Here is a 19589-nt window from a genome sequence, read left to right as displayed (position 1 = left end):
TCCTATTAAAATTGTTTATTTTGGCGGCGCTTTAAAACTTCGAGCAAAGGACGGTGATCAACCCAAGTATTAATATCGACATCACGCTCGAGAAAACCGTGTAACCAAAGGAAATCTTTTTGTTGTCTTAACAGCTCTAAACGCTCTTCACTTAATGATGGATGTAAAGACTTATGAAAATTATTACGGTAGGCTGTCGCGACACTCTCTGCACCTGCAATCGTTTCATCTTCAAGAATAACCAGCACTTCATCTAAATGATCTTGAGCCCAATCTGCGGTATCAAACAGCTCTTCCAGAAAATCAACCACAACCTCAAAGTGATCTTTCAATAAGTCTTCATGTACAGTAATTGGACGAGGCGTACCATTGTTTACACGAGAGGTCACATCCTCAAATTGATCCAAATCAATCCCAACTTTTAAACCGCGTTTTGTCGCAGCTTCGACAGCCGATGCTCCTTTAACATAAACAGCATCAACTTCACCTGTGATTAATGCATCTAATCCAGACCAATAGGTACTGGCATCACGTTGTTGTGTATTCGATTCTGCTCGTTCAGGGACTTCAATAAAATCCACATCACGGAAGGTTAAATTTGCGAGTTGCAAAGCACCTCGAATACCCTGTAAAGACATCGCTCTAAAAATGCTACCTGCCCGTTTGTCTGCATATTCAGGTAAAGCAACTTTTACATTTTTTAAATGCTCCGGTTTGCTGATTTCAGAATCAGGGCGAACAATGATCACTTGCCATTCATCAATCCATGTCAAACCAATGAGTCGACTTGGAGCACCTTCAGAACGAGCAGCTAATGCTGGAACATTTCCACCTTCACGGAATAATGCGGGTAGTTGATGATCAAAATGATGAACAGATAGACCTTTACGGGCATCTTGTAAAACAGCAACATCAATACCATGCTGTTCAAACTTTTCGATCAGTGTCCCACGTTTTAGTGAGATACCTGTTGCTGTTGGTACTGGACATCGAGTGACCCAGATTTCAGATAATGGACTTTTTACAAATTCTTTAGAATTTTCTTTTTTATCGATAACAAGTGACATAGGTATTCCTTAGGATATTTCCAATTTCATATCACTTGTATTGAGCAGTTTTTATGCCAAGAAATCTTATTTTTATTTTTCAATTACTTAAGTTTTTATAGATAAAAAATTGTTTCTTTTTCACCAACCATTTTTATCTAATGTTGTTTTATCAACAGAGATCTTACAAAATTTAATCAGGTTTACAATCAAATCTTATAACTACTGATTTAAAATTTTTTTAGCGTCATTTATGTTAAAAATAACTAAATATAAAAAAAGCCACATCTGGAAATGTGGCGAAAGGTGTAACTATGCTTGTACGGCTTTACCGTATTTTTAAGTTAACTGAATTAGCTTAAATCAAACTGAATTTATAGAACTAAAGGGAATGCTCTCCAATCTATATTGATTATAAGACTGATAAAAAATATAAGTTTTATAAGATATAAAATGAGCTTCATTAAAAATATATGATTTATTTTTTGTAGTTTTTTAAGTGAATAAATTAGATAAAAAATAAGCCCTTGTAATAACAAGGGCTTATTTAGATATTTGGCGGAAGCGGTGAGATTCGAACTCACGGAGGACTCACACCCTCGTCGGTTTTCAAGACCGGTGCATTAAACCGCTCTGCCACGCTTCCAATGGCGGCTATCATATAAATAAAAATTAGAATTAGCAAATCTTTTATTCAAAACAATCAATCAAATGCTCAAAATAAAATCAAAACAGTAAAAATTTAAACATTTTTAGATTTTTCATAGCAAATTGAGTTGATATACCACACTTTTTTTCCTAATGGAGTAATGACTTCCACCTCATCATCCACCTCTTTGCTCAATAATGCACGTGCCATTGGAGACTCAATCGAAATATGCTGGGGATGATGATCATAAATTTCATCTATCCCAACAACCCTTAATTTTTTTTGCTCCCCGTCATCATTTTCAATCTCTACCCAAGCTCCAAAATAAACTTTGCCCTCTTGTTCAGGCATATAATCGACAATTTTTAATTCTTCTAAACGTTTTCCTAAATATCGGACACGACGATCTATTTTTCTGAGTATTTGTTTATTGTATTGATATTATAACCCCACCTTAAAACATACTATTTCTAGTATTCTGTATTGACAATAGATCAAATAATGATAAGTTTAAATTGAGAAAACCTCATACTTCATACTAAATAGTATATGGCTTACGTTAAGAAAATTTATGTAAATTACAAAGATTGTTCTACTCAAACCACCTTAGTCTTGCCTTGCCTCTTGACTGAGAAAGGAATCATCATTTCTCATTTGCGCTATTTGGCTTGGTTTAATTCAAAAAGTGAATCATGGAAAGAAAGATCTTGTTATGCACTTAAACTTTTATTGAAGTATATAAATTCAGTTCCACAAATTGAGAATGCTACTAAATTACTGAAAGCTTTCACCGAGGCATTAATCACAGGCACAATTGACCCAACAACCCGTACAGATTCTCTTAATCTTTATTGGCGACCACGCACAGTCAGAGATACCAATAATCTATTATTTCATATTACCCATTACACTGATTTTCTGACTTCACAGGATGAACATTCAACAATTCGTATAAATCCATTTCGCAAAGCCACAAGTTATGAAGAGCGTCTAAATTGGTGCGCTTATTATCATAAACAAGCAAATGTCTTTCTAAATCATTTAACTAAAAGAGATTTATCACAGCAGCAAGTTCGTTTGGTTGGATCGTTCAATGAAGACCTGATTGATTTTGAATATGCAGTTCGTTTCCCTGAAGATCAAATTGAAAGATTGATTTACTTAGGGTTCGAAAAAAATGGTAAATATGACTATAAATCGCAAGCGATTACGATGTTGATGAATTACGGTGGGCTTAGGAAAAGTGAAATTTTTCATATTTACACTTCAGATATCACATTAAACCCAAACCGTCCTCAAGAAGCTCTTGTTCGTGTTTATCATCCTGAATTAGGTCTAGCTCCAGACCCTCATTTCAAAAATAGACGTGAATTTCTTTTATCCAAAACATCATTGAAGCCTAGAAATAACTATCCATTTACCGAACGTTTATATGCAGGATGGAAGTCCCCATTACTTACATCTAAACAAGGTTACTTTGAGGTTGTATTTAACCCTCCTGAAAAAGCTAAAGATTTCTTATTAATTTGGGCAAACTATCTCAAATATCAGCGTGTAGAGCCGCTGAAAAGTAATCCACATCCTTTTGCATTTACAAATAATTTAGGTCAGCCTGAAACTATAAAAAACTTTCAACGCCTGCATAAACGTGCAGTAGAGCGTATCGGGCTAATTTGCAAAAAATCTCTTGGTACGACTGAGCATGGTCATCGTCATGCATATGGATTTCGTGCGCGTCAGGCTGGTTTAAATCAAGTCGAAATTCAAAAAGCTATGCATCATAAAAGCCCAACATCATGTCTTGTTTATATCAAACCAACAATTGAAGAAGTCCAAGAAAAGTTGAGAGCGATTAAATGATTAAACCTCAAGCAATCAGACGAATTGAAAGTAAACGATTTAATAAAGAGTTTTCGACTTTTCCTAGCTTAGATTCTTTAAAACAATTTTGTAAAAATGAAGGTATTACAAACTCAGTACTCTATAAACAGAAATATAGAGAATATGGGCTACCTGCTCATCCCGAAAGAATTTATGACGAATGGATTAGCTATAAAGATTTTTTTGAAATAGCTGATTTTATTTCATATGTCGAACTAAAAAATTTGATTGAAAACAAAAATCTTAAAAATGCGAAAGAGTACAAAGCTTTTATTTTAAAATTAAATGATCTAAGTCTTCCACTTGATCCACAAACTGCATATCCAAATGAATGGGAAAACTGGTATAAATTTTTAGGTAAAACAGAACCATTTAAGCCAGATTTTATTTCTTCTGACTATGTCACTTGGGCAATAAAAATTAAAGAATTTATGACTAAAGCTCGTGGTGGAGGTACTAAAGAAACTCAGCTTTGTCGTTTCGTTCGTCTTTATATTGAACAATTTGATAAAAGCAAAACACCACATGCTTTTCTTATACAGGAAAAATTCGATGTAAAACCCTTTCGAGATATTCTTGAAAATATAGAATCTGAACCTATGAGGAGGAAACTCGTTGTTTATGTCAATGAATTCTTAGATTACATTATTGACAATGATTTAACGATTGAAGATGAAGAAACAGGCGAAATAGTACGAGTCGATAATGCTAGAAATCCGTTCAGCCTTTTACTCAATCAACAAAATATATCATCTAGCTCAATCCGCTCTGAAACAACAAAGCCATGCTTACAATACCATTTTGTTAAAAAAGCTCAAGAATGGATTATTCCAACCAATGCAAAAAACTTTCAAGATTTAGAGCACCTTCATAAATTCGATGCAGATTGGGTAAAAGTAAGCTTTGATCAATTAGATTTACATGATTTAGATTGTGTATACCGTGTAATTGATAATCAAGCATATTTATGGTGCCCAACTGACTGGATTCATACTTATACACTCACCAAAGTTCCCTTAAGAGGACGACAAATCGCCTATAATGATTCTGGTGAAGCCGATGAGTATATTGCAGATTTAGATCAACAAAACAAAATCATTTGGCTAAAAAATAATTCCCCACTTTCACGATTAACCAAAGAACAATCGTTCATCAAAAGAATGCCTGATGGTCAAACAGGTATGTTTACCACTACAAATAAAACAAATAACAATGGGCAAGGCTACACAATTCCGTGGATACCCGAAGACTTAGCATATTGGCTTATTAGGCTAAGGAAATGGCAACAAAAATATAATTCTATCTCATACCCCAGTGCTTGGATTAATTGCCAAAGAACAAATTTAAATGAGGTACAAAGAAAAGCCAAAGGATTGAATTGTTTTCTTTTTAGGCGCTTTAATGATTTTGAACCAGCAAATGTCGGAAATGCTTTAACCCCAAGATTAGCGGCTGCTCTTTATAATATACAGCCCTCAAATCTTTGCTTAGCTACACTTGAAGGAAATAGAGCAATTTTAGGTGCATATAAGTCTAAATATACACCTCATAGCATGCGTGTTAGCCTCATTACAGCCTATGTTCTTGAAATGGGTATGCCTATTGAAATCGTGATGAAGATCGTTGGCCATAGCTCCGTGATCATGTCGATTTATTATTGCAAAGTTTCCAATCATGATATTAGAACTCGATTAGAAGAAGGTGAAAAAATAGCCTTAAAATCTGAAGTTGAATCAATTCAAAGGACAATTGAGCAAAATAAAATTGAAAGTGTTAAAAACCAATTAATTGGTAATAATTTGGAGTTACTGCAAGCTTTATCTAATGAGGTTCCTGCAGGAAATTTTATTTTTAGAGATTACGGTATTTGCCCTTTTGCAGCTTCAAGATGTGAGGATGGTGGTGAGTTAATAAAAAGTAGTTCATTCTATACCCCTACACCCCAAGGTTATTTAGGAACTCAGAATTGTATCCGTTGTAGACATTTTATAACTGGGCCTGCCTTTATTGGTGGTTTATTGGCAATTACAAATGAGATCTTACTCCAATCCAATGATCAATCTGAAATATGTTCGAAACTACAAATTAAAATCAATCAGATTAATCAAGATATTGATAATATTGAAAAAGAAGAATATATAGCCAATTTGAAGAAAGAAAAATTTGAAGGCACAGCAAACAGATCCAAGCTTGAGACTGAACTTCGAAATTTCGAATCTGAATATGAAACAGCCGCTAAAAAATTGGATATGCTTTTATGCGATATCCAATCGGCTTATAGTCATATTACGAAATGCCACAAGCTCATCAACAACAATCCCCTTATAGAGAGCGATGAAAAACTTTCCTTAATTACAGCCCCTAATGCTGAATTGATATTAGAAATGGAAGAAGTGAGCCATTATCAACAATTACAAGAAGTCTGTGAAAATGCAGCCATTTATAAATCTTGTAATGCAGATCAAGCTATTTATCCAAGAACTCAGCTCATTGATAAAATGGCAATGTTTAATGAAATTATGCCCGCTTTATTCATGTTATCTAAAGAACAGCAACTTTCAGCAGGCAATCAAATTTTCAAGTTATTGATGAGTCGTCTCAAATCTTGGGATAAAGTGCAAAGTGTTATAGATGGAAAGCTTAAACTAATAGAACTTTCTGAAACTGAACAAATTTCAAAATCAGAGATTGAACTCATTCTACATAATTCACCAAATTTAATTGAGGTAAGTCGTGAATCCTGAAGAGTTATTACATAAGTTAAAACATGGATCATCACTTAAAATCCAACAGTCACTCGATGCAATCTATGAAGTATGTATGGAGCAACAGGAACGTGGAATTCAGGATTTTTCTGTAAGTACGATTGCTAATTTAGGATTTAACAGAGGTGTTCCTAAAGCGCAAAGCATCAGAAATAAGACAGGTGAAAAATATAGAGCACTGATTCAATGTTTTGCAGATTCATCCCAGACGACTAAATTAACAAAACCATCTCCAACAGACAATGCGTGGATTGAAGAAATTCAAAACCCCAAACATCAGTTGCTTGTCCGTATTATGGCATCTGAGTTAAAGGAAGCTCAACAAATGATCCGTGAAATCATTCCACCTAAACAAAGGATTGATATTTATGATCATAAGAATATGATACCCGATGAATCTTTTAAGCTTTCTGATCAAGAAGTACGGGCATTACAATATTTATTGTCTACAGATTTCCAAAAAAAATGGAATTTAAAGCCTACACATTATGGTGAGCTTGTAGATGAGTCAAATAAGCCTGTTTTTAAAGTGTCAACATTGGATGCCTTACGCAAGGCTTTGGAGTATTTGTCTTGAATCGTAAATTATTAACGGTTGAAGGTTATCAACGTTTACAAGATGAGTTAAATGATTTAGTTCGTAAAGAACGTCCTGAAATTACTAAAATTGTGTCTTGGGCAGCCAGTCTAGGCGATCGATCGGAAAACGCTGATTACATCTATAATAAAAGAAAGTTACGTGAAATTGATCGTAGAATTAGATACTTAACCAAGCTTTTTGAGGTGGCACATAAAGTTGAATATAGCCCTGAACAAGATGGAAAAGCGTATTTTGGTGCTTGGGTTGAATTAGAGAATGACGACGGTGAAACCATTAAATTTCGCATAGTGGGTGACGAGGAGATTTATGGTAATAAAGACTATATTTCCCTCCAATCACCTATGGCTAAAGCTTGCTTAGGTAAGTCTGTAGATGATGAAGTCCAAGTACAAACACCTACTGGTAAGAAAATTTGGTATATTACAAACATTGTTTATAAAAAAGTCACTTAATAGTTTGTTTTTTCAAAATAAATCTAGTATAAAAAAACATACTTATAACATTTAAATAATTTGCTATGTCTGATTCAGATAGAAGTGCTGTTGACACACTAAAGGGTTATTTTTATCAATTTGATCAATCCATTCTTAAATTATTGAGTCTTGAATCACCTGAGGATAGCGTGGCTATAGAATGTCTTGAGGATATAGATATAAAAACAGCTACTGAGGTCTCAGCTATACAGTGTAAATATTATGCTAAGACAGAATACAATCATTCAGTGATTAAAGATGCTGTAAAGCACATGCTTAATCATTATAAAAAAGTAACTAAAGGAGAAAAACAAAAAATAAATTATCAAATCAATGGACATTATAAATCTGGTCATGAGAAGTTGCCTAATGAGTTAGACATAGATTTCCTAAAAAAACATTTTTTAACTTATACTGTAGAAAAAGTTAAACATGAACATCATATTGAACTTGGATTATCAGATACTGAGCTTGAAGATTTTTTATCATGCTTAAATATTAATATTAACTCCCCAGAATATACAATACAATACAATCAATTAATAGATTCACTGTGCACACACTTTAATTCAACAAGATATTCAGCAGAATCATTTTATTACAATAATTCCTTGCGAATTATTAAAGATTTATCAATTAATTCAATTAAGAAAGATAGGATGATTACTAAAAAAACATTCTTAGAAAAAGTAAATAATTCCAATATTCTTTTTAATGAATGGTTTATAAAAATAAAGGGAAAGAAATCACATTTTAAAAACCTTAAACAAGAATACTTTACATTCTTGAATATTGAACCATTTGAAAGATTCTTTTTAATAGAAATAGATCAAAGTACTTATTTTCGAAATGAACTCAAAGAATTAATTTTTATCATTTCTAAAAAGTGGTCAAAAATTTCAAAATATGGAACAATTTCTTTTTGTCCTTACATCTTAATTCATGGAATAGATTATTCTGAATTAATCGAGATTAAAACAGAGTTATTCAGAGAAAGATATAAATTTATTGATGGTCATGATTTCCAAGGAGCTGAATTTAATCCAACTTCAATTGTACAAGCAGCAACTTACCAAAATCAAATTAAGATTAAAATATTAAATATGTTGACAAATTTGGAACTGACCCTTAATTCTATTCCTACTAAAACTAAGAAAGTTTATCAATTTTTTATCACGTCTCCTTACTTTGAATGCTCAAACCCTTCAATTGGAATACACAACATTCAAATTGAACATATTACAGATATTAAGGAAATCATATGATTGTTTCGAATCCAGATGAAAAAATAAATGCTCAAGTCATAGCTGTATTCCCCGATAAAGTAAAAATCGTTGTCGAAGATTTAGAGAATTTTAAAATTGCTGAAGAGTCATTAAAAGTTGGTTCATATTTAAAAATTGCAGATAATGAAAATGCAGTTTTAATAGCTGTAATTGAAAATTTTCAAATTTCTGTAGGCGAAGGTGTACAAAACTATATCATTGAAGCATTTCCTTTAGGGGTGCTTAGAAATGGAAAATTTGAACGTGGAGGTGATTCATTAGCTATTCCTCCAAAAGAAGTAGTTCCAGCAACTATAGAAGACATAAAAAAGATATATGAGGATACAGTTAATTCAGCAGAAAGCTTTACTTTTTCAAATCTTTCTTCAAATACAGAGGTCGCTGTACCAATTAATGGGAACAAGTTTTTTAATAAACATATTGCTATAGTTGGTTCAACTGGTTCAGGAAAATCTCATACTCTAGCAAAAATTATCCAAAAGGCGACCTCTGAGAAAAATGAGAATTTTCATTTAAATAATTCTCACGTTATCGTCTTTGATATTCATTCTGAATATAAAATGGCTTTTCCTAATGCAAGTTACATTGATATTTCGAATTTAACTCTTCCATATTGGATGTTAAATAGTGAAGAATTAGAAGAATTTTTCCTAGATACAGAAGCTAATGATCATAATCAACGTAATATTTTCAAAGAATCTATAATATTAGATAGAAAACAAAAGTTTACTGGTGAAGAGCAAGATAAACAAAGAATTCATCTTGATTCTCCAATACCATTTGATATTAATGAGGTTTTAAATTTTGCTAAATTTAAAAATACTGAACAAATTGATACTGGCGATACTTATGCTTCAGGTGAGAAAAAAGGACAACCTAAACTTAATCAAGGTAGTCTGTATGGCAAATTAACAAATTTTATTAATCGACTCGAAAATAAAATTAATGATAAAAGACTAGATTTTTTCCTTGGGGATAAATCTAAAAATATTACATTTGAAGAAACCTTACAATCTCTTTTAGGTTTCACCCCAAATAAAGAATCAAATATCACTGTTATTGACCTTAGTGGTGTTCCTTTTGAAGTATTGAGTATAACAGTATCTCTAATATCAAGATTAGTCTTTGAATATGGTTATATATACAAAAAATTACGTTGCTTAGATAATCCTGATGAAAAAATTAATAATGATGCACCTATTCTACTAGTATATGAGGAGGCACATAAATATGTGCCTAATAGTGATTTATCAAAATATAGATCTTCAAAAATGTCAATTGAAAGAATCGCCAAAGAAGGACGAAAATATGGTGTCACTCTGCTGTTAGCGAGTCAGCGACCTTCTGAAATTTCTGAAACTATTTTTGCACAATGCAATAACTTCATAGCGATGAGACTTACTAATCCTGTCGATCAAGCCTATGTCAGAAAACTATTACCAGACTCTTTAGGTTCATTAATTGATAAAATGACTTCATTTAAACAAGGTGAGGCTCTCTTAGTTGGTGAATCTATAATTCTTCCATCTATTGTTCAGATCGAACCATGCTCTATTGCTCCATCATCAAATGATATCCCGTATTGGGAACTATGGAAAAATAAATGGAAAGATATAGATTTATCTAAAATAAAAGCTGAATGGCACAAATAATTTAGATTATCTTGACTAAGAGTGAATAAATTATTTTCTCTTAGTCAATTAAAAATAATTTTTTAATTTCAAAGCAAAACTGTATTAATCTGCTCGTCCAAACTACGTCCAAATTCATCTTGCTTTTTCGCCATCAAGAAGAGACGGTTACCATTGCTGTCTTTAGCCCATTGCTTACCAATAGCATTTTTCACACGAGCATCATCAGCCGTATCTAAATGCCCACCTTTGTATTCCAAAACAAAAATCGAACCATCCACTAATTCGGCAACGAAGTCAGGATAAAAATAATCTTTCTCTGTTGGTAACCAAAATGAAGTATGTGGCTGTTTAGGAATATTACGCACCCAATATTTAACTTTAGGGTGTAGATCTAATAGCTGGGCGCATTGAAATTCTTCTGAAATCTTGCCTGAATCGGTCTTTTCTCTTAAATCATCGATTGCAACATAAAAATGCTTTTTAAATTTATAGCTTCCACGATAAGGCATTCGGACTGGATAAACACCTCGTTTAAACTCAAAATTATTTTCAAGTTTAGAGTCATGGCTGACTTGTAACTGACTGAATAAATCACCTTGGAATGCTTTTTTACGTGCAAGCTCAAATAAACGATCTAATTCATTGGACACAGCTAAAGCCAACTGGAACTGTGCACGATGCAATTGAGTCAAAGTAAAATTACGCACATTCAATAAATAGCTGATCAGCTTAGTCAAATAAGCTCGCAATTGAATTTGCGTAACACCCTGTCGTCTTGTTTTACGATCAAGCCAATTGAGCAAATCATTTTCAGTAATTGGTGTTGGCATATCTGCAAATTGGATTTGCTGACTGTTTAGATGTTCGTAACTTAATTGTTGATCTTGAAGATTAAGGTCAATCTCAAAGCTATTTACAGTTTCTTTGATATTAAAACCGTCCAATTGAACAGGATAATCCAGCAAGTCCCATTCAACAGAATCTTCAATCGTTTCTTTATCTGCAACTTGCCACACACCATCAACAAATAAACCGAGCTGTGGAATTAAGGCAAATGTCGCATCCCAGTTTTCAGGTGCTTGATAGGCTTGTCGTTCAGCACGAGCATCTTTAAATACTTCTTGCACATGCGTTTTTTGTTTAGGCGTAGCTTGCTCAATAATGGCTTGTTCAATTCGATCAAATTCTTCGTCTGACGTACCTTTATTGATAATTAAAGCCGTACCTTGACTGGTTTCTCTCGCTTGAACTGCTGCTTTCACGTCATTGGGTAAATCGTCTTGTTTCAATGCAAATGGCACAGAAATCAGCACTTCAGGTGTTTTGGGCTTTGTTATTTCCCCACCCGTTTGTTCTAAATCAAATTGCTGCTGTGGATTTGCTACAATTGCGGTGTCAGCTTCCCATTTGTTAAAGCCCATATTTGCAACCATACGGTCTTTTAGGGTGGCTGTGGCTTGTGCAATAGAACTAGAAATCACATGGGCATAGGCTTTGTTGAGTTCGTCATTTTGGCGTAATTTAGCATAAGGCATCCGCAATACACGACCCAGCAATTGTTCAACATCTGTTGCCGAATTAATGTTTTGTAGACTCGCCAAAACATAGGCAAATGAACAATCCCAACCCTCTTTTAACGCTTCAACGGTTATCACAATCTTGATTTTACAATCAGGACTAAACAAATTCTGATCATCCAATTCTTTGGTCTGACCTGTCGAAATTGCGATCCAATCTTCGGAGATATTTTCATAGTCATTTAGCAAATGTTGCTTTACCACTTCAACATTGGCTTCACCATTTTTATCTTGTGCCTGTATGAGCAAAATCGGTCGAATGTACTCATGTTCTTTCTGTGCAAGCAACTCCAATTTTTCACGCTGGATCAGTGCATCTCGAACACAATCTTGCCAACTATGCGGGTGCTCTGTCAGTACCACAGGCAATTTAATCATTTCAGCTGCTTTTAATTCCGCTGCGGAAACGGAATACAGTACATTATTGTCTTTTGGGGTTGCTGTCAGCTCTACTAAACAACTTGGATTCAAGCGTTGTAGCGTTGGAAAAAAGGTTTTGCCGCCTCTGTTTTTATGTGCCTCATCCACAATAATAATCGGTCGATGCAAATGAAAAAAATTGACCAGTGAATGTTTTACACGACCAATGTCTTTTTCAGTCAAAAACTTTTGGTATTGCAATGTGTCTGCTGTGACCCTATCCATATTTTCAATTTTTGCAGGGTTCAGTTTGGTAAAATGTTCACTTAATGATTCATCAAACGCATAGGCATTGCGCTGGAAAGTTTTTTCTTTATCAATGTTAAAAATTTGAATCGTAGTCACAATCACAATGCACGATTGACCCACATCATGTTTGTTTAGTGTTTGCAGGCTTTCAATATCACAAACTTTTAATCGGTCGCCATAATGACTTTGCAAGGCTTGGCGATACGGATGTTGCACATTCGAGAGTGCAGCCAAAGTTTGCTGACGGATCATGTCTGTTGGCACAAGCCATAACACAATTGGGCTATCTGTATTCACATAGTTCTGTGCTGCAATAGGGATACTATGCGCTGCAAGCAAGGTTTTACCGCCACCAGTTGGCACACGCAAACAAACACTTGGAATACCATCTAATCGGTCGCTATAAGCAATATGCTCACCAACACACCGCTTAAAAGCTCTTTCTGCCCCAAATGATGCAGCTAAGGTAAAAAATTGCTCTAAAGCTTGTAAAGACTGATGTTGATAATTTTTTAATTGAAGTGACATGAATAATCCTTACTTAGCCTTATTGCCATAGAGTGAATATGGAATTTGTTTAAACTCGATATTCAATGCTTCCAATCGAGCAGGACTTAAACGGGAGGCTTCGCCAATCACGATTCGTTTACCATCATGGGCATGACATTCATTCAAATGATTCAATACAGATGACGTAAGGACATTTCCACCATTTGGTCGTCGATCACCTAAAATACCGTTATACAGCAAATAGTAGGCTGTACCTTCATGAATACCTAAGAATGGATTATCAAAATTTTCAGTTTGGTTTAATGCAAATTTTGTTTCTAACCACCATACATAACTAGCAAGGTCTTTAAACTTCACATCGGCATTTAAGAAACCGTTATCATCGAAAACAGGGCTACCTAAAGTATAGAAGCTAAAACCACCACCACCTTGCCAATTAACAGCTTTGGAAATACCACCTTGTTCACCGTCAATGACTTTTTCAAGACGTGGGATCACATGGGTTTTTGCATGCTCACCCATTTCGATACCGATATAATGTCTTCCCATCTTGTGGGCTACAGCTACAGTTGTTGCCGAACCAAGGAAAGAGTCAAGAACAATATCACCTTGATTTGATGCAATATGAATAACTTTTTCCATCAATCGTTCTGGTTTAGGGCTAGAAAAAGTTTCATCCTTTCCAAATAAAAATTGGCTCTCTTTTTTTGCTTCATCAGTATGACCATGGTCATCATGATTCCACCAAGTCCATGGAACTACACCCTTAACCTCAGATAAATAACGAATAATATTTGGCTGAGAATCACTATTTTTACCAAAATATATTCGTCCCTCTTCTAATAATCTATCGAATGTAGCTCTTGAAACCCCCCAACAACGCCCTTCAGGAGGTGTAAATGTCTTTCCAGATGGACTTACAACTTCATAAAATTGTTCAGGTGTAGCATGACCAGCTTGAGCCGTCATTGGAATACCACGCCATCTACCTTTTGGATCATTATTTGGATTTTTATATACTTTTGCTTGTGTTTCATTCATTGGAACGAGATTTCGAACTTGCTTAAAGCTCATTATATTTTTTGCATAGACAAGCAAATGATCATGTGCGTCACCGATTGCTTCGCGATTTTCTCTAGAATATCTTTTCTGCCAAACTATATTTGCTACAAAATTTTTACGACCAAAAATCTCATCACATAAAACTTTTAAATAATGAGCTTCATTATCATCAAGTGTAATCCAAATCGAACCATCTTCAGTCAAAAGCTCTTTTAATAGTTGTAAGCGTGGATACATCATCGAAAGCCATTGGGCATGCTCTAACTTATCGTCATAATGCTCAAAAGCGGTTTGTGTATTGTATGGTGGATCAATAAAAATACATTTCACCCGACCACCATAAAGTGGTAACAAGGCTTTCAATGCCTGTAAATTATCACCTTGAATAATCAGGTTTTCTTTTGCTTGTTCGACATCACCATATGATTTTTCGAATTTTAAAAGGTGATATGGAACTTGGGTTGCTGTTTCTTCAGCTTGGTTTCGATTGACCCAATCAAGTAAAGGCATGACATCACTGAATGTAAGATAAAAATTGACTTTATTTTATCAAAAACTAGCCTTTAAATGTTGATTAGATTTTTTACTGCTAAAAATTAAAAATCAGGTTTTATCGTTACTTTATCACTATTTAACCACTTATGTATTAACTCATCACCACTAAAAGTAGTCCAAGAGAGTCCATCATTTATTATACTTTTACAAACAAAGTACTCTAAGCAAGTATAACTCCAATTAAATCCAATATTTCGTGTATGAGATGGAACTTTATTATTTAACTTACAATGTTCTAAGTAAGATGTGATCCTCGCGATAAACATCTTATTCACAGAATAATATCTATCTTTTCTTTCTCCATGCTCTAAGCTATACAAATTTGAAGCAACTTTATCCGCATGATAACTTAACATACTATTTACAACTAAGAGATTATACTTTTCAACTAACTCAATAATTACGTGATCCAATTCAATAGATTTTTCAATTGGGATGGGTTTATATTTTTGTATATTTAAAATTAACTCATATGCATCAATTTTCTTTTGCTCGATAACAAACTCTCTAATTTCTTTAACATCTAAATAATCCAGTTCATAATAGTCTAATTCTATACTTAATTCTTCCAACATTTGGTTAAAACTTCCACTAATTAGATCTAAATTTAAAAAGGTGTTCCCATCAAAAAAAATATACTTGTATTTTTTATATCTACTGGCTAGTTCAGCACGTATTAAATGTGAGTTTTTATAAAAAAATTTATTTGTATCATTAAATACCCCAATAATTTCATCTGTTTTTTTACTATTAAAAATGACTCTTTTTTTATACAATGACTTAATTAAGAAGTTCTGATTAGCTCTTTCAGTAATAAACATATCTTTCCAAATTTCTTTATCCAATTTACCATACTGATTTACTTGGCATTTAAGAGCAATTAGATACAAATAAATTTTTTCTAAATAAGTTAAATTAAATGAATTTTTCATAAATAAAAATGAATAGTCATCTTTTATAACTGATTCAATTTTTTCTATAATTACTTCAGCTTGGTTATTTATATCTTTACTTAAACAATTTTGGCAACTTAATTCATCTTGAAAAAGCTTTTTTAACTCCATACGTGATCTAGCCTTAATTTTTTGATTACAACTAAGACAATTTGAATTTTCAATAGTAGATGTAACAAAACTAAATTTAGCAATGATAGCTTCTAAGTTAGAAATATTATTGAATCCATGTTTTTTTACAAGATTTTTTAATGAATATTCAAAATCATGTGTTTCCCAACTTAATGCCCAATAATCCTTAATAAGTAAATCATAAGTTTTTGATTCATCATCTATAACGTGTATTAAGATATTTTGTTTAGTCATTGTGGAAAATTTTATCAATAATTTCTTAAAGTATTCTATTTTTCAACTAGTTAAACTCTAGATCCATTATTGAATTGTAACTGAAGTATAATAGTACAACTAAATAGTATACATACTATTTATAAGTTTTTGTTTTTTATTAACAATTAATATTTTAGTATGAAATATAGGGTTATTTAAACAAATCTGCATTTTCTGAACGATCTCCTAAACTTGCAGCCCAATTTACTTTTTTAGTAATTTCTGGGCGTTCGTCATGCCATAGTCTTTTCAACTCAGCAACCAATAAATCATGTCCAGTTCGCGTAATTAAGTTCGATTTCATGGGTTCAAATACGTTAAAACAACATTCTATTTACAAGTTTTTGCATTGTATTCCTTATTTTAGCATGACAACAGTGTATAAATTTTATTCTTTTTCAAATCATGCATTTGTGGGGTATTTCTCATTTTTTTATTGATCAAAATTTGACAATCCTTTTTTCGGCGCTTAATATGCGCCCCTAAGTTGGTTTTGTTTAATTTTTGTACACTTTGTGAATGATGTGTAACACGAACATCATTTCTCCCATTAATCCTATGTCATTTTGAATGGCGTCATGACTTGCCCACCCTTATTGAATTTATCAACTTTTAAAAGTTAAAGCTTTGTTTTGCTGAACTTTTTGGGCATAAATTACCTGTAGCGGAGACAACATGCACAGTAATTCAAGTTCTGGGTCGAGGCCTAGCCTTAACTCTTTATCTTCTAAACTTTCATTTCAAACGATGGTATTAGGAATTGCAATCCTTCCATTTAATAGTTTGAACGCAGAAAAATCACATCAATACAATACAGTTGTAACAACCAATACATTAACGGTAGTTGCTGTTGAAAACCCAACAACTGTATTTAAAGACGGGCAATTTTTGCATGGTTTTGGCTATGATTTAGCACGAAATTATGCCCAGAGTTTAAATGTCAAACTCGATTTTAAAACGGTTCCTGATAATGCAACTGCGTTAAAGTGGATTGCTCAAGGTAAAGCTAATCTTGCTATGACAACTGCAAATTTAGCAGCCATTGAAAGTAAACAACTTGTCTCTTTTTCTGCAAGTTGTGGTGATCAAGCTACTTTAAGTAAAAATGGATTAAATCCTCAACTCAATTGGGTACTTAAGCAAGCTGATGATCCGTTAACGCTCACTGCCAGTGGATTTGTTTGTCAAAGCAAACAGCTTGGTACAACCCAACAACTTGCTTCCTTTTATAATCGCAATGTGGTTAAACCTGAAGCATGGTCTACGATTCAAAAAGACCTGAATCAGCGTTTGCCAATTTATAAAGCAAGCTTTAAACAAAGTGCCTCTAAGTATAATTTAGATTGGCATTTGCTCGCTGCTATTGGCTATCAAGAATCTTATCTGAAACCCACTTCAGTCTCTCCCACTGGCGTGCGTGGTTTGATGATGTTGACCAATAGCACCGCTCAAGCAATGGGTGTGAGCAACCGATCTGATCCAATACAAAGTATTCAAGGTGGTGCGAAATATTTTGATCTGATGCTAGATCAATTTTCGAATGTACCTTATCCAGACCGTAATTGGTATGCTTTGGTCGCCTATAACATGGGACCAGGTGCAGTCAATCAGATTCAAAACCGAATCAAAAACCAAGGGAAAAACCCAAATCAATGGGTAAATTTATATGATTATTTACAGCGTAACCAAGCGCGAAATGGTCGATATAAACAAGCAGTTCAATACGTGACACGTATTCGAACTTACTTAGAACATTTAAAGACCAACAGTCGTATTGATGTCTAAGTTGAAAATAAAAAAGCTTACCTCTCGGTAAGCTTTTTTATGACAAAAAGACTTAAGCAGTTTGCTCAAGTACTTTCTTGAATAAATCTTTTTGTTCTTGGCTTGGCTTGGCTGTTTGTAAAGCCATAAGTTGAGACATATCGCCTTGTACTTTGATCTTACCAGTCATAAATGCTTGCATCGCAGCAGCCATATCAAACTCTAAGAATACTTTACGTAATGTTTCAGCATCCATGTTTAAAGTTGTTTTAGCATTTGCAGACAAACCTTTTTGGATTTTACCAGCATCTAAAGCCAATTCGGTATTACCAGCTGCATCTGTTACAACTAAGTTAATCGCTAAATTCGCAAGTGCTGGTGGTAAATTTAAATCACCCGCTTCAGCAGTAAGTTTTTCAACAGTTGCAAACCAATCATCAGTTAAAAATGCAGCCATGATTATTCCTCAAATATATTTGTTCAATTTCTTGTGTCATCTATCCAGATAACATTAAATGAAGCAATTTGCTTGTGCCCTGTTATAGCACGTAATTTTTATTTTAGGCTATGGCTTTTTGTACGAAGAATTCACTTTTTAGCTCTTTTTTATAAAAAAAAAGACACTTAAATAAGTGTCTTTTCAAAAAGTTTTACATTTTATTCAGCAGCAAAACTCAAGTTCACCACATCAAGACGATTTTTCATCTCTTCAGGGTCTTTCATATCAAATTCGCGTTGCCCATCTAAGGCTTCGAAATCAAACAATTCACGGTCAGCCAATTGTGAAGGCGATACATTCTGTAAGGCACCAAAGATGCTATGTAAACGTTTTGGATGTTGTTTATCCCATTCACGTAGCATGTCATTAATAATTGCACGTTGTAAGTTTTCTTGTGAACCACATAAGTTACATGGAATGATTGGGAACTTTCGTAGATCAGCATATTTAATAATGTCTTTTTCTTCGACATAAGCCAAAGGACGAATCAAGATATTCTTTTTATCTGAAGAAAGAAGTTTTGGTGGCATTGCCTTTAAGCTACCGCCATGGAATAAATTTAAAAAGAAAGTCGCCATAATGTCATCGCGATGATGACCTAATGCAACTTTGGTTGCACCGATTTCTTGTGCGAAGCCATATAACGAACCACGGCGTAGGCGTGAACATACCGCACAGTAGGTTTTACCTTCAGGCGTTAGGCGTTTAGTAATCGTATAAGTGTCTTTTTCAAGAATGTAATATGGAATGTTATTTTCTTCCATATAACGTGGTAAAACATCTTCAGGGAACCCTGGTTGTTTTTGATCAAGATTCACAGCCACAACATCAAAGTTAATCGGCGCGATACGTTTAAACTGCAATAAAATATCAAGCAACGTGTAACTGTCTTTACCACCAGACACACAGACCATGACTTTGTCGCCATCTTCGATCATGTTGTAATCACGAATTGCATGCCCTACTTGACGACGAAGCTTTTTCAACAGGCGATAATATGCCGAACTCGTCGGAAGCTCAGGCTTAAAATTAAATCCTTGGTTGGACTCCACTGGCGCGTACATAGACGTGATTTACTCATAAACAAAAATACCGCAAGATTTTATCCGATTCCGAAAAGATGCGCACCTAAAGAATTTTTCAATTTCGTGCAATCGTCATATTTCAGTTTCATACTGGTAAAATTCTGACCAAATTATGTCAAAACGGTCTGGATTGCTTATATTTCAAACTTTTCCACAGTTTTCCACAAAAGCTGTGGATAAAATTGTGGATTTC

13 protein-coding genes, 1 tRNA gene and 2 pseudogenes are annotated in these 19589 nt (G+C 33.9%); 7 read left to right on the top strand and 9 right to left on the bottom strand.

Translation table 11 applies throughout. The annotated features are described in order from the left end of the window. Nucleotides 1-5 precede the first annotated feature (5 nt). The 3 genes and pseudogenes from IEV17_RS04360 to IEV17_RS04350 form a co-directional block, all read right to left on the bottom strand. Nucleotides 6-1067, bottom strand: a complete 1062-nt coding sequence (locus IEV17_RS04360) for an ABC transporter substrate-binding protein (RefSeq protein WP_004660869.1) — start codon at nucleotides 1065-1067, stop codon at nucleotides 6-8. A gap of 535 nt (nucleotides 1068-1602) precedes the next feature. Continuing rightward, nucleotides 1603-1692 (bottom strand) — tRNA-Ser (locus IEV17_RS04355). Nucleotides 1693-1788: 96 nt separating this feature from the next. Next, nucleotides 1789-2136, bottom strand: a pseudogene (locus IEV17_RS04350) (GreA/GreB family elongation factor); the annotation flags it as partial. Between the two features lie 108 nt (nucleotides 2137-2244). Here IEV17_RS04350 and gmtY point away from each other — a divergent pair. From gmtY to IEV17_RS04320, 6 genes are all read left to right on the top strand, one after another. After that, nucleotides 2245-3555, top strand: coding sequence for a gamma-mobile-trio recombinase GmtY (gene gmtY, locus IEV17_RS04345; protein WP_004660863.1), 1311 nt, complete (start codon nucleotides 2245-2247; stop codon nucleotides 3553-3555). Further along, complete coding sequence (gene gmtZ / locus IEV17_RS04340) at nucleotides 3552-6320, top strand: gamma-mobile-trio integrase GmtZ (RefSeq protein WP_004660861.1); 2769 nt, start codon at nucleotides 3552-3554, stop codon at nucleotides 6318-6320. The genes gmtY and gmtZ overlap by 4 nt, the downstream gene beginning before the upstream one ends. Continuing rightward, a complete protein-coding gene (gene gmtX, locus IEV17_RS04335; RefSeq protein WP_004660860.1) occupies nucleotides 6310-6918 on the top strand; it encodes a gamma-mobile-trio protein GmtX in 609 nt (202 codons plus the stop codon). Before gmtZ ends, gmtX begins: the two co-directional genes overlap by 11 nt. Beyond that, nucleotides 6915-7394 (top strand): transcription elongation factor GreB, encoded by a 480-nt coding sequence (gene greB, locus IEV17_RS04330; protein ID WP_004660857.1) that lies wholly within the window; start codon nucleotides 6915-6917, stop codon nucleotides 7392-7394. The genes gmtX and greB overlap by 4 nt, the downstream gene beginning before the upstream one ends. Before the next feature lie 65 nt (nucleotides 7395-7459). Then, nucleotides 7460-8680 (top strand): DUF4297 family anti-phage-associated protein, encoded by a 1221-nt coding sequence (locus tag IEV17_RS04325; RefSeq protein ID WP_004660856.1) that lies wholly within the window; start codon nucleotides 7460-7462, stop codon nucleotides 8678-8680. Beyond that, the gene (locus IEV17_RS04320) at nucleotides 8677-10353 is read left to right on the top strand and encodes an ATP-binding protein (RefSeq protein ID WP_004660854.1); all 1677 of its coding nucleotides are present in this window, start codon (nucleotides 8677-8679) and stop codon (nucleotides 10351-10353) included. The genes IEV17_RS04325 and IEV17_RS04320 overlap by 4 nt, the downstream gene beginning before the upstream one ends. Nucleotides 10354-10421: 68 nt before the next feature. Here IEV17_RS04320 and IEV17_RS04315 read toward each other — a convergent pair whose 3' ends face one another. The 4 genes and pseudogenes from IEV17_RS04315 to IEV17_RS04300 all read right to left on the bottom strand — a co-directional run. After that, nucleotides 10422-13109 carry a DEAD/DEAH box helicase gene (locus tag IEV17_RS04315; RefSeq protein WP_004660852.1) on the bottom strand — a complete coding sequence of 896 codons (2688 nt, stop codon included), beginning with the start codon at nucleotides 13107-13109 and terminating at the stop codon, nucleotides 10422-10424. Nucleotides 13110-13118: 9 nt separating this feature from the next. Then, on the bottom strand, nucleotides 13119-14663 hold the full coding sequence (locus IEV17_RS04310) for a site-specific DNA-methyltransferase (RefSeq protein ID WP_004660851.1): 1545 nt from the start codon (nucleotides 14661-14663) through the stop codon (nucleotides 13119-13121). An 86-nt stretch (nucleotides 14664-14749) separates the two neighbouring features. Next, the gene (locus tag IEV17_RS04305; RefSeq protein ID WP_004660848.1) at nucleotides 14750-16027 is read right to left on the bottom strand and encodes a hypothetical protein; all 1278 of its coding nucleotides are present in this window, start codon (nucleotides 16025-16027) and stop codon (nucleotides 14750-14752) included. A 184-nt stretch (nucleotides 16028-16211) separates the two neighbouring features. Next, a pseudogene (locus IEV17_RS04300) lies at nucleotides 16212-16352 on the bottom strand (transcription elongation factor GreB); the annotation flags it as partial. A gap of 371 nt (nucleotides 16353-16723) precedes the next feature. On the opposite strand from IEV17_RS04300, the gene IEV17_RS04295 reads away from it, so the two are divergent. Beyond that, entirely contained in the window at nucleotides 16724-17833 is a 1110-nt protein-coding gene (locus tag IEV17_RS04295; protein WP_004660845.1) for a transglycosylase SLT domain-containing protein, read from the top strand. 52 nt (nucleotides 17834-17885) lie between these two features. On the opposite strand, the gene IEV17_RS04290 is transcribed toward IEV17_RS04295, so the two are convergent. Continuing rightward, nucleotides 17886-18269: an SCP2 sterol-binding domain-containing protein gene (locus IEV17_RS04290; protein WP_004660844.1), complete on the bottom strand. Its 384-nt coding sequence runs from the start codon at nucleotides 18267-18269 to the stop codon at nucleotides 17886-17888. Nucleotides 18270-18469: 200 nt separating this feature from the next. After that, nucleotides 18470-19375, bottom strand: a complete 906-nt coding sequence (gene ttcA / locus IEV17_RS04285; RefSeq protein WP_004660841.1) for a tRNA 2-thiocytidine(32) synthetase TtcA — start codon at nucleotides 19373-19375, stop codon at nucleotides 18470-18472. Nucleotides 19376-19589 lie beyond the last annotated feature (214 nt).

The sequence above is a fragment of the Acinetobacter modestus genome, assembly GCF_014636095.1.
GTDB classification, from domain to species: Bacteria; Pseudomonadota; Gammaproteobacteria; order Pseudomonadales; family Moraxellaceae; genus Acinetobacter; species Acinetobacter modestus.
Note: the sequence above shows the minus strand (reverse complement) of the source record. Positions and strands in the feature narration are given on the sequence as shown.

Coding starts and splice junctions, on each gene's coding strand:
- IEV17_RS04360 (WP_004660869.1), bottom strand. CDS start 1,067: ATGTCACTTGTTATCGATAAAAAAGAAAATTCTAAAGAATTTGTAAAA.
- gmtY (WP_004660863.1), top strand. CDS start 2,245: ATGGCTTACGTTAAGAAAATTTATGTAAATTACAAAGATTGTTCTACT.
- gmtZ (WP_004660861.1), top strand. CDS start 3,552: ATGATTAAACCTCAAGCAATCAGACGAATTGAAAGTAAACGATTTAAT.
- IEV17_RS04325 (WP_004660856.1), top strand. CDS start 7,460: ATGTCTGATTCAGATAGAAGTGCTGTTGACACACTAAAGGGTTATTTT.
- IEV17_RS04320 (WP_004660854.1), top strand. CDS start 8,677: ATGATTGTTTCGAATCCAGATGAAAAAATAAATGCTCAAGTCATAGCT.
- IEV17_RS04315 (WP_004660852.1), bottom strand. CDS start 13,109: ATGTCACTTCAATTAAAAAATTATCAACATCAGTCTTTACAAGCTTTA.
- IEV17_RS04310 (WP_004660851.1), bottom strand. CDS start 14,663: ATGCCTTTACTTGATTGGGTCAATCGAAACCAAGCTGAAGAAACAGCA.
- IEV17_RS04305 (WP_004660848.1), bottom strand. CDS start 16,027: ATGACTAAACAAAATATCTTAATACACGTTATAGATGATGAATCAAAA.
- IEV17_RS04295 (WP_004660845.1), top strand. CDS start 16,724: ATGCACAGTAATTCAAGTTCTGGGTCGAGGCCTAGCCTTAACTCTTTA.
- IEV17_RS04290 (WP_004660844.1), bottom strand. CDS start 18,269: ATGGCTGCATTTTTAACTGATGATTGGTTTGCAACTGTTGAAAAACTT.
- ttcA (WP_004660841.1), bottom strand. CDS start 19,375: ATGTACGCGCCAGTGGAGTCCAACCAAGGATTTAATTTTAAGCCTGAG.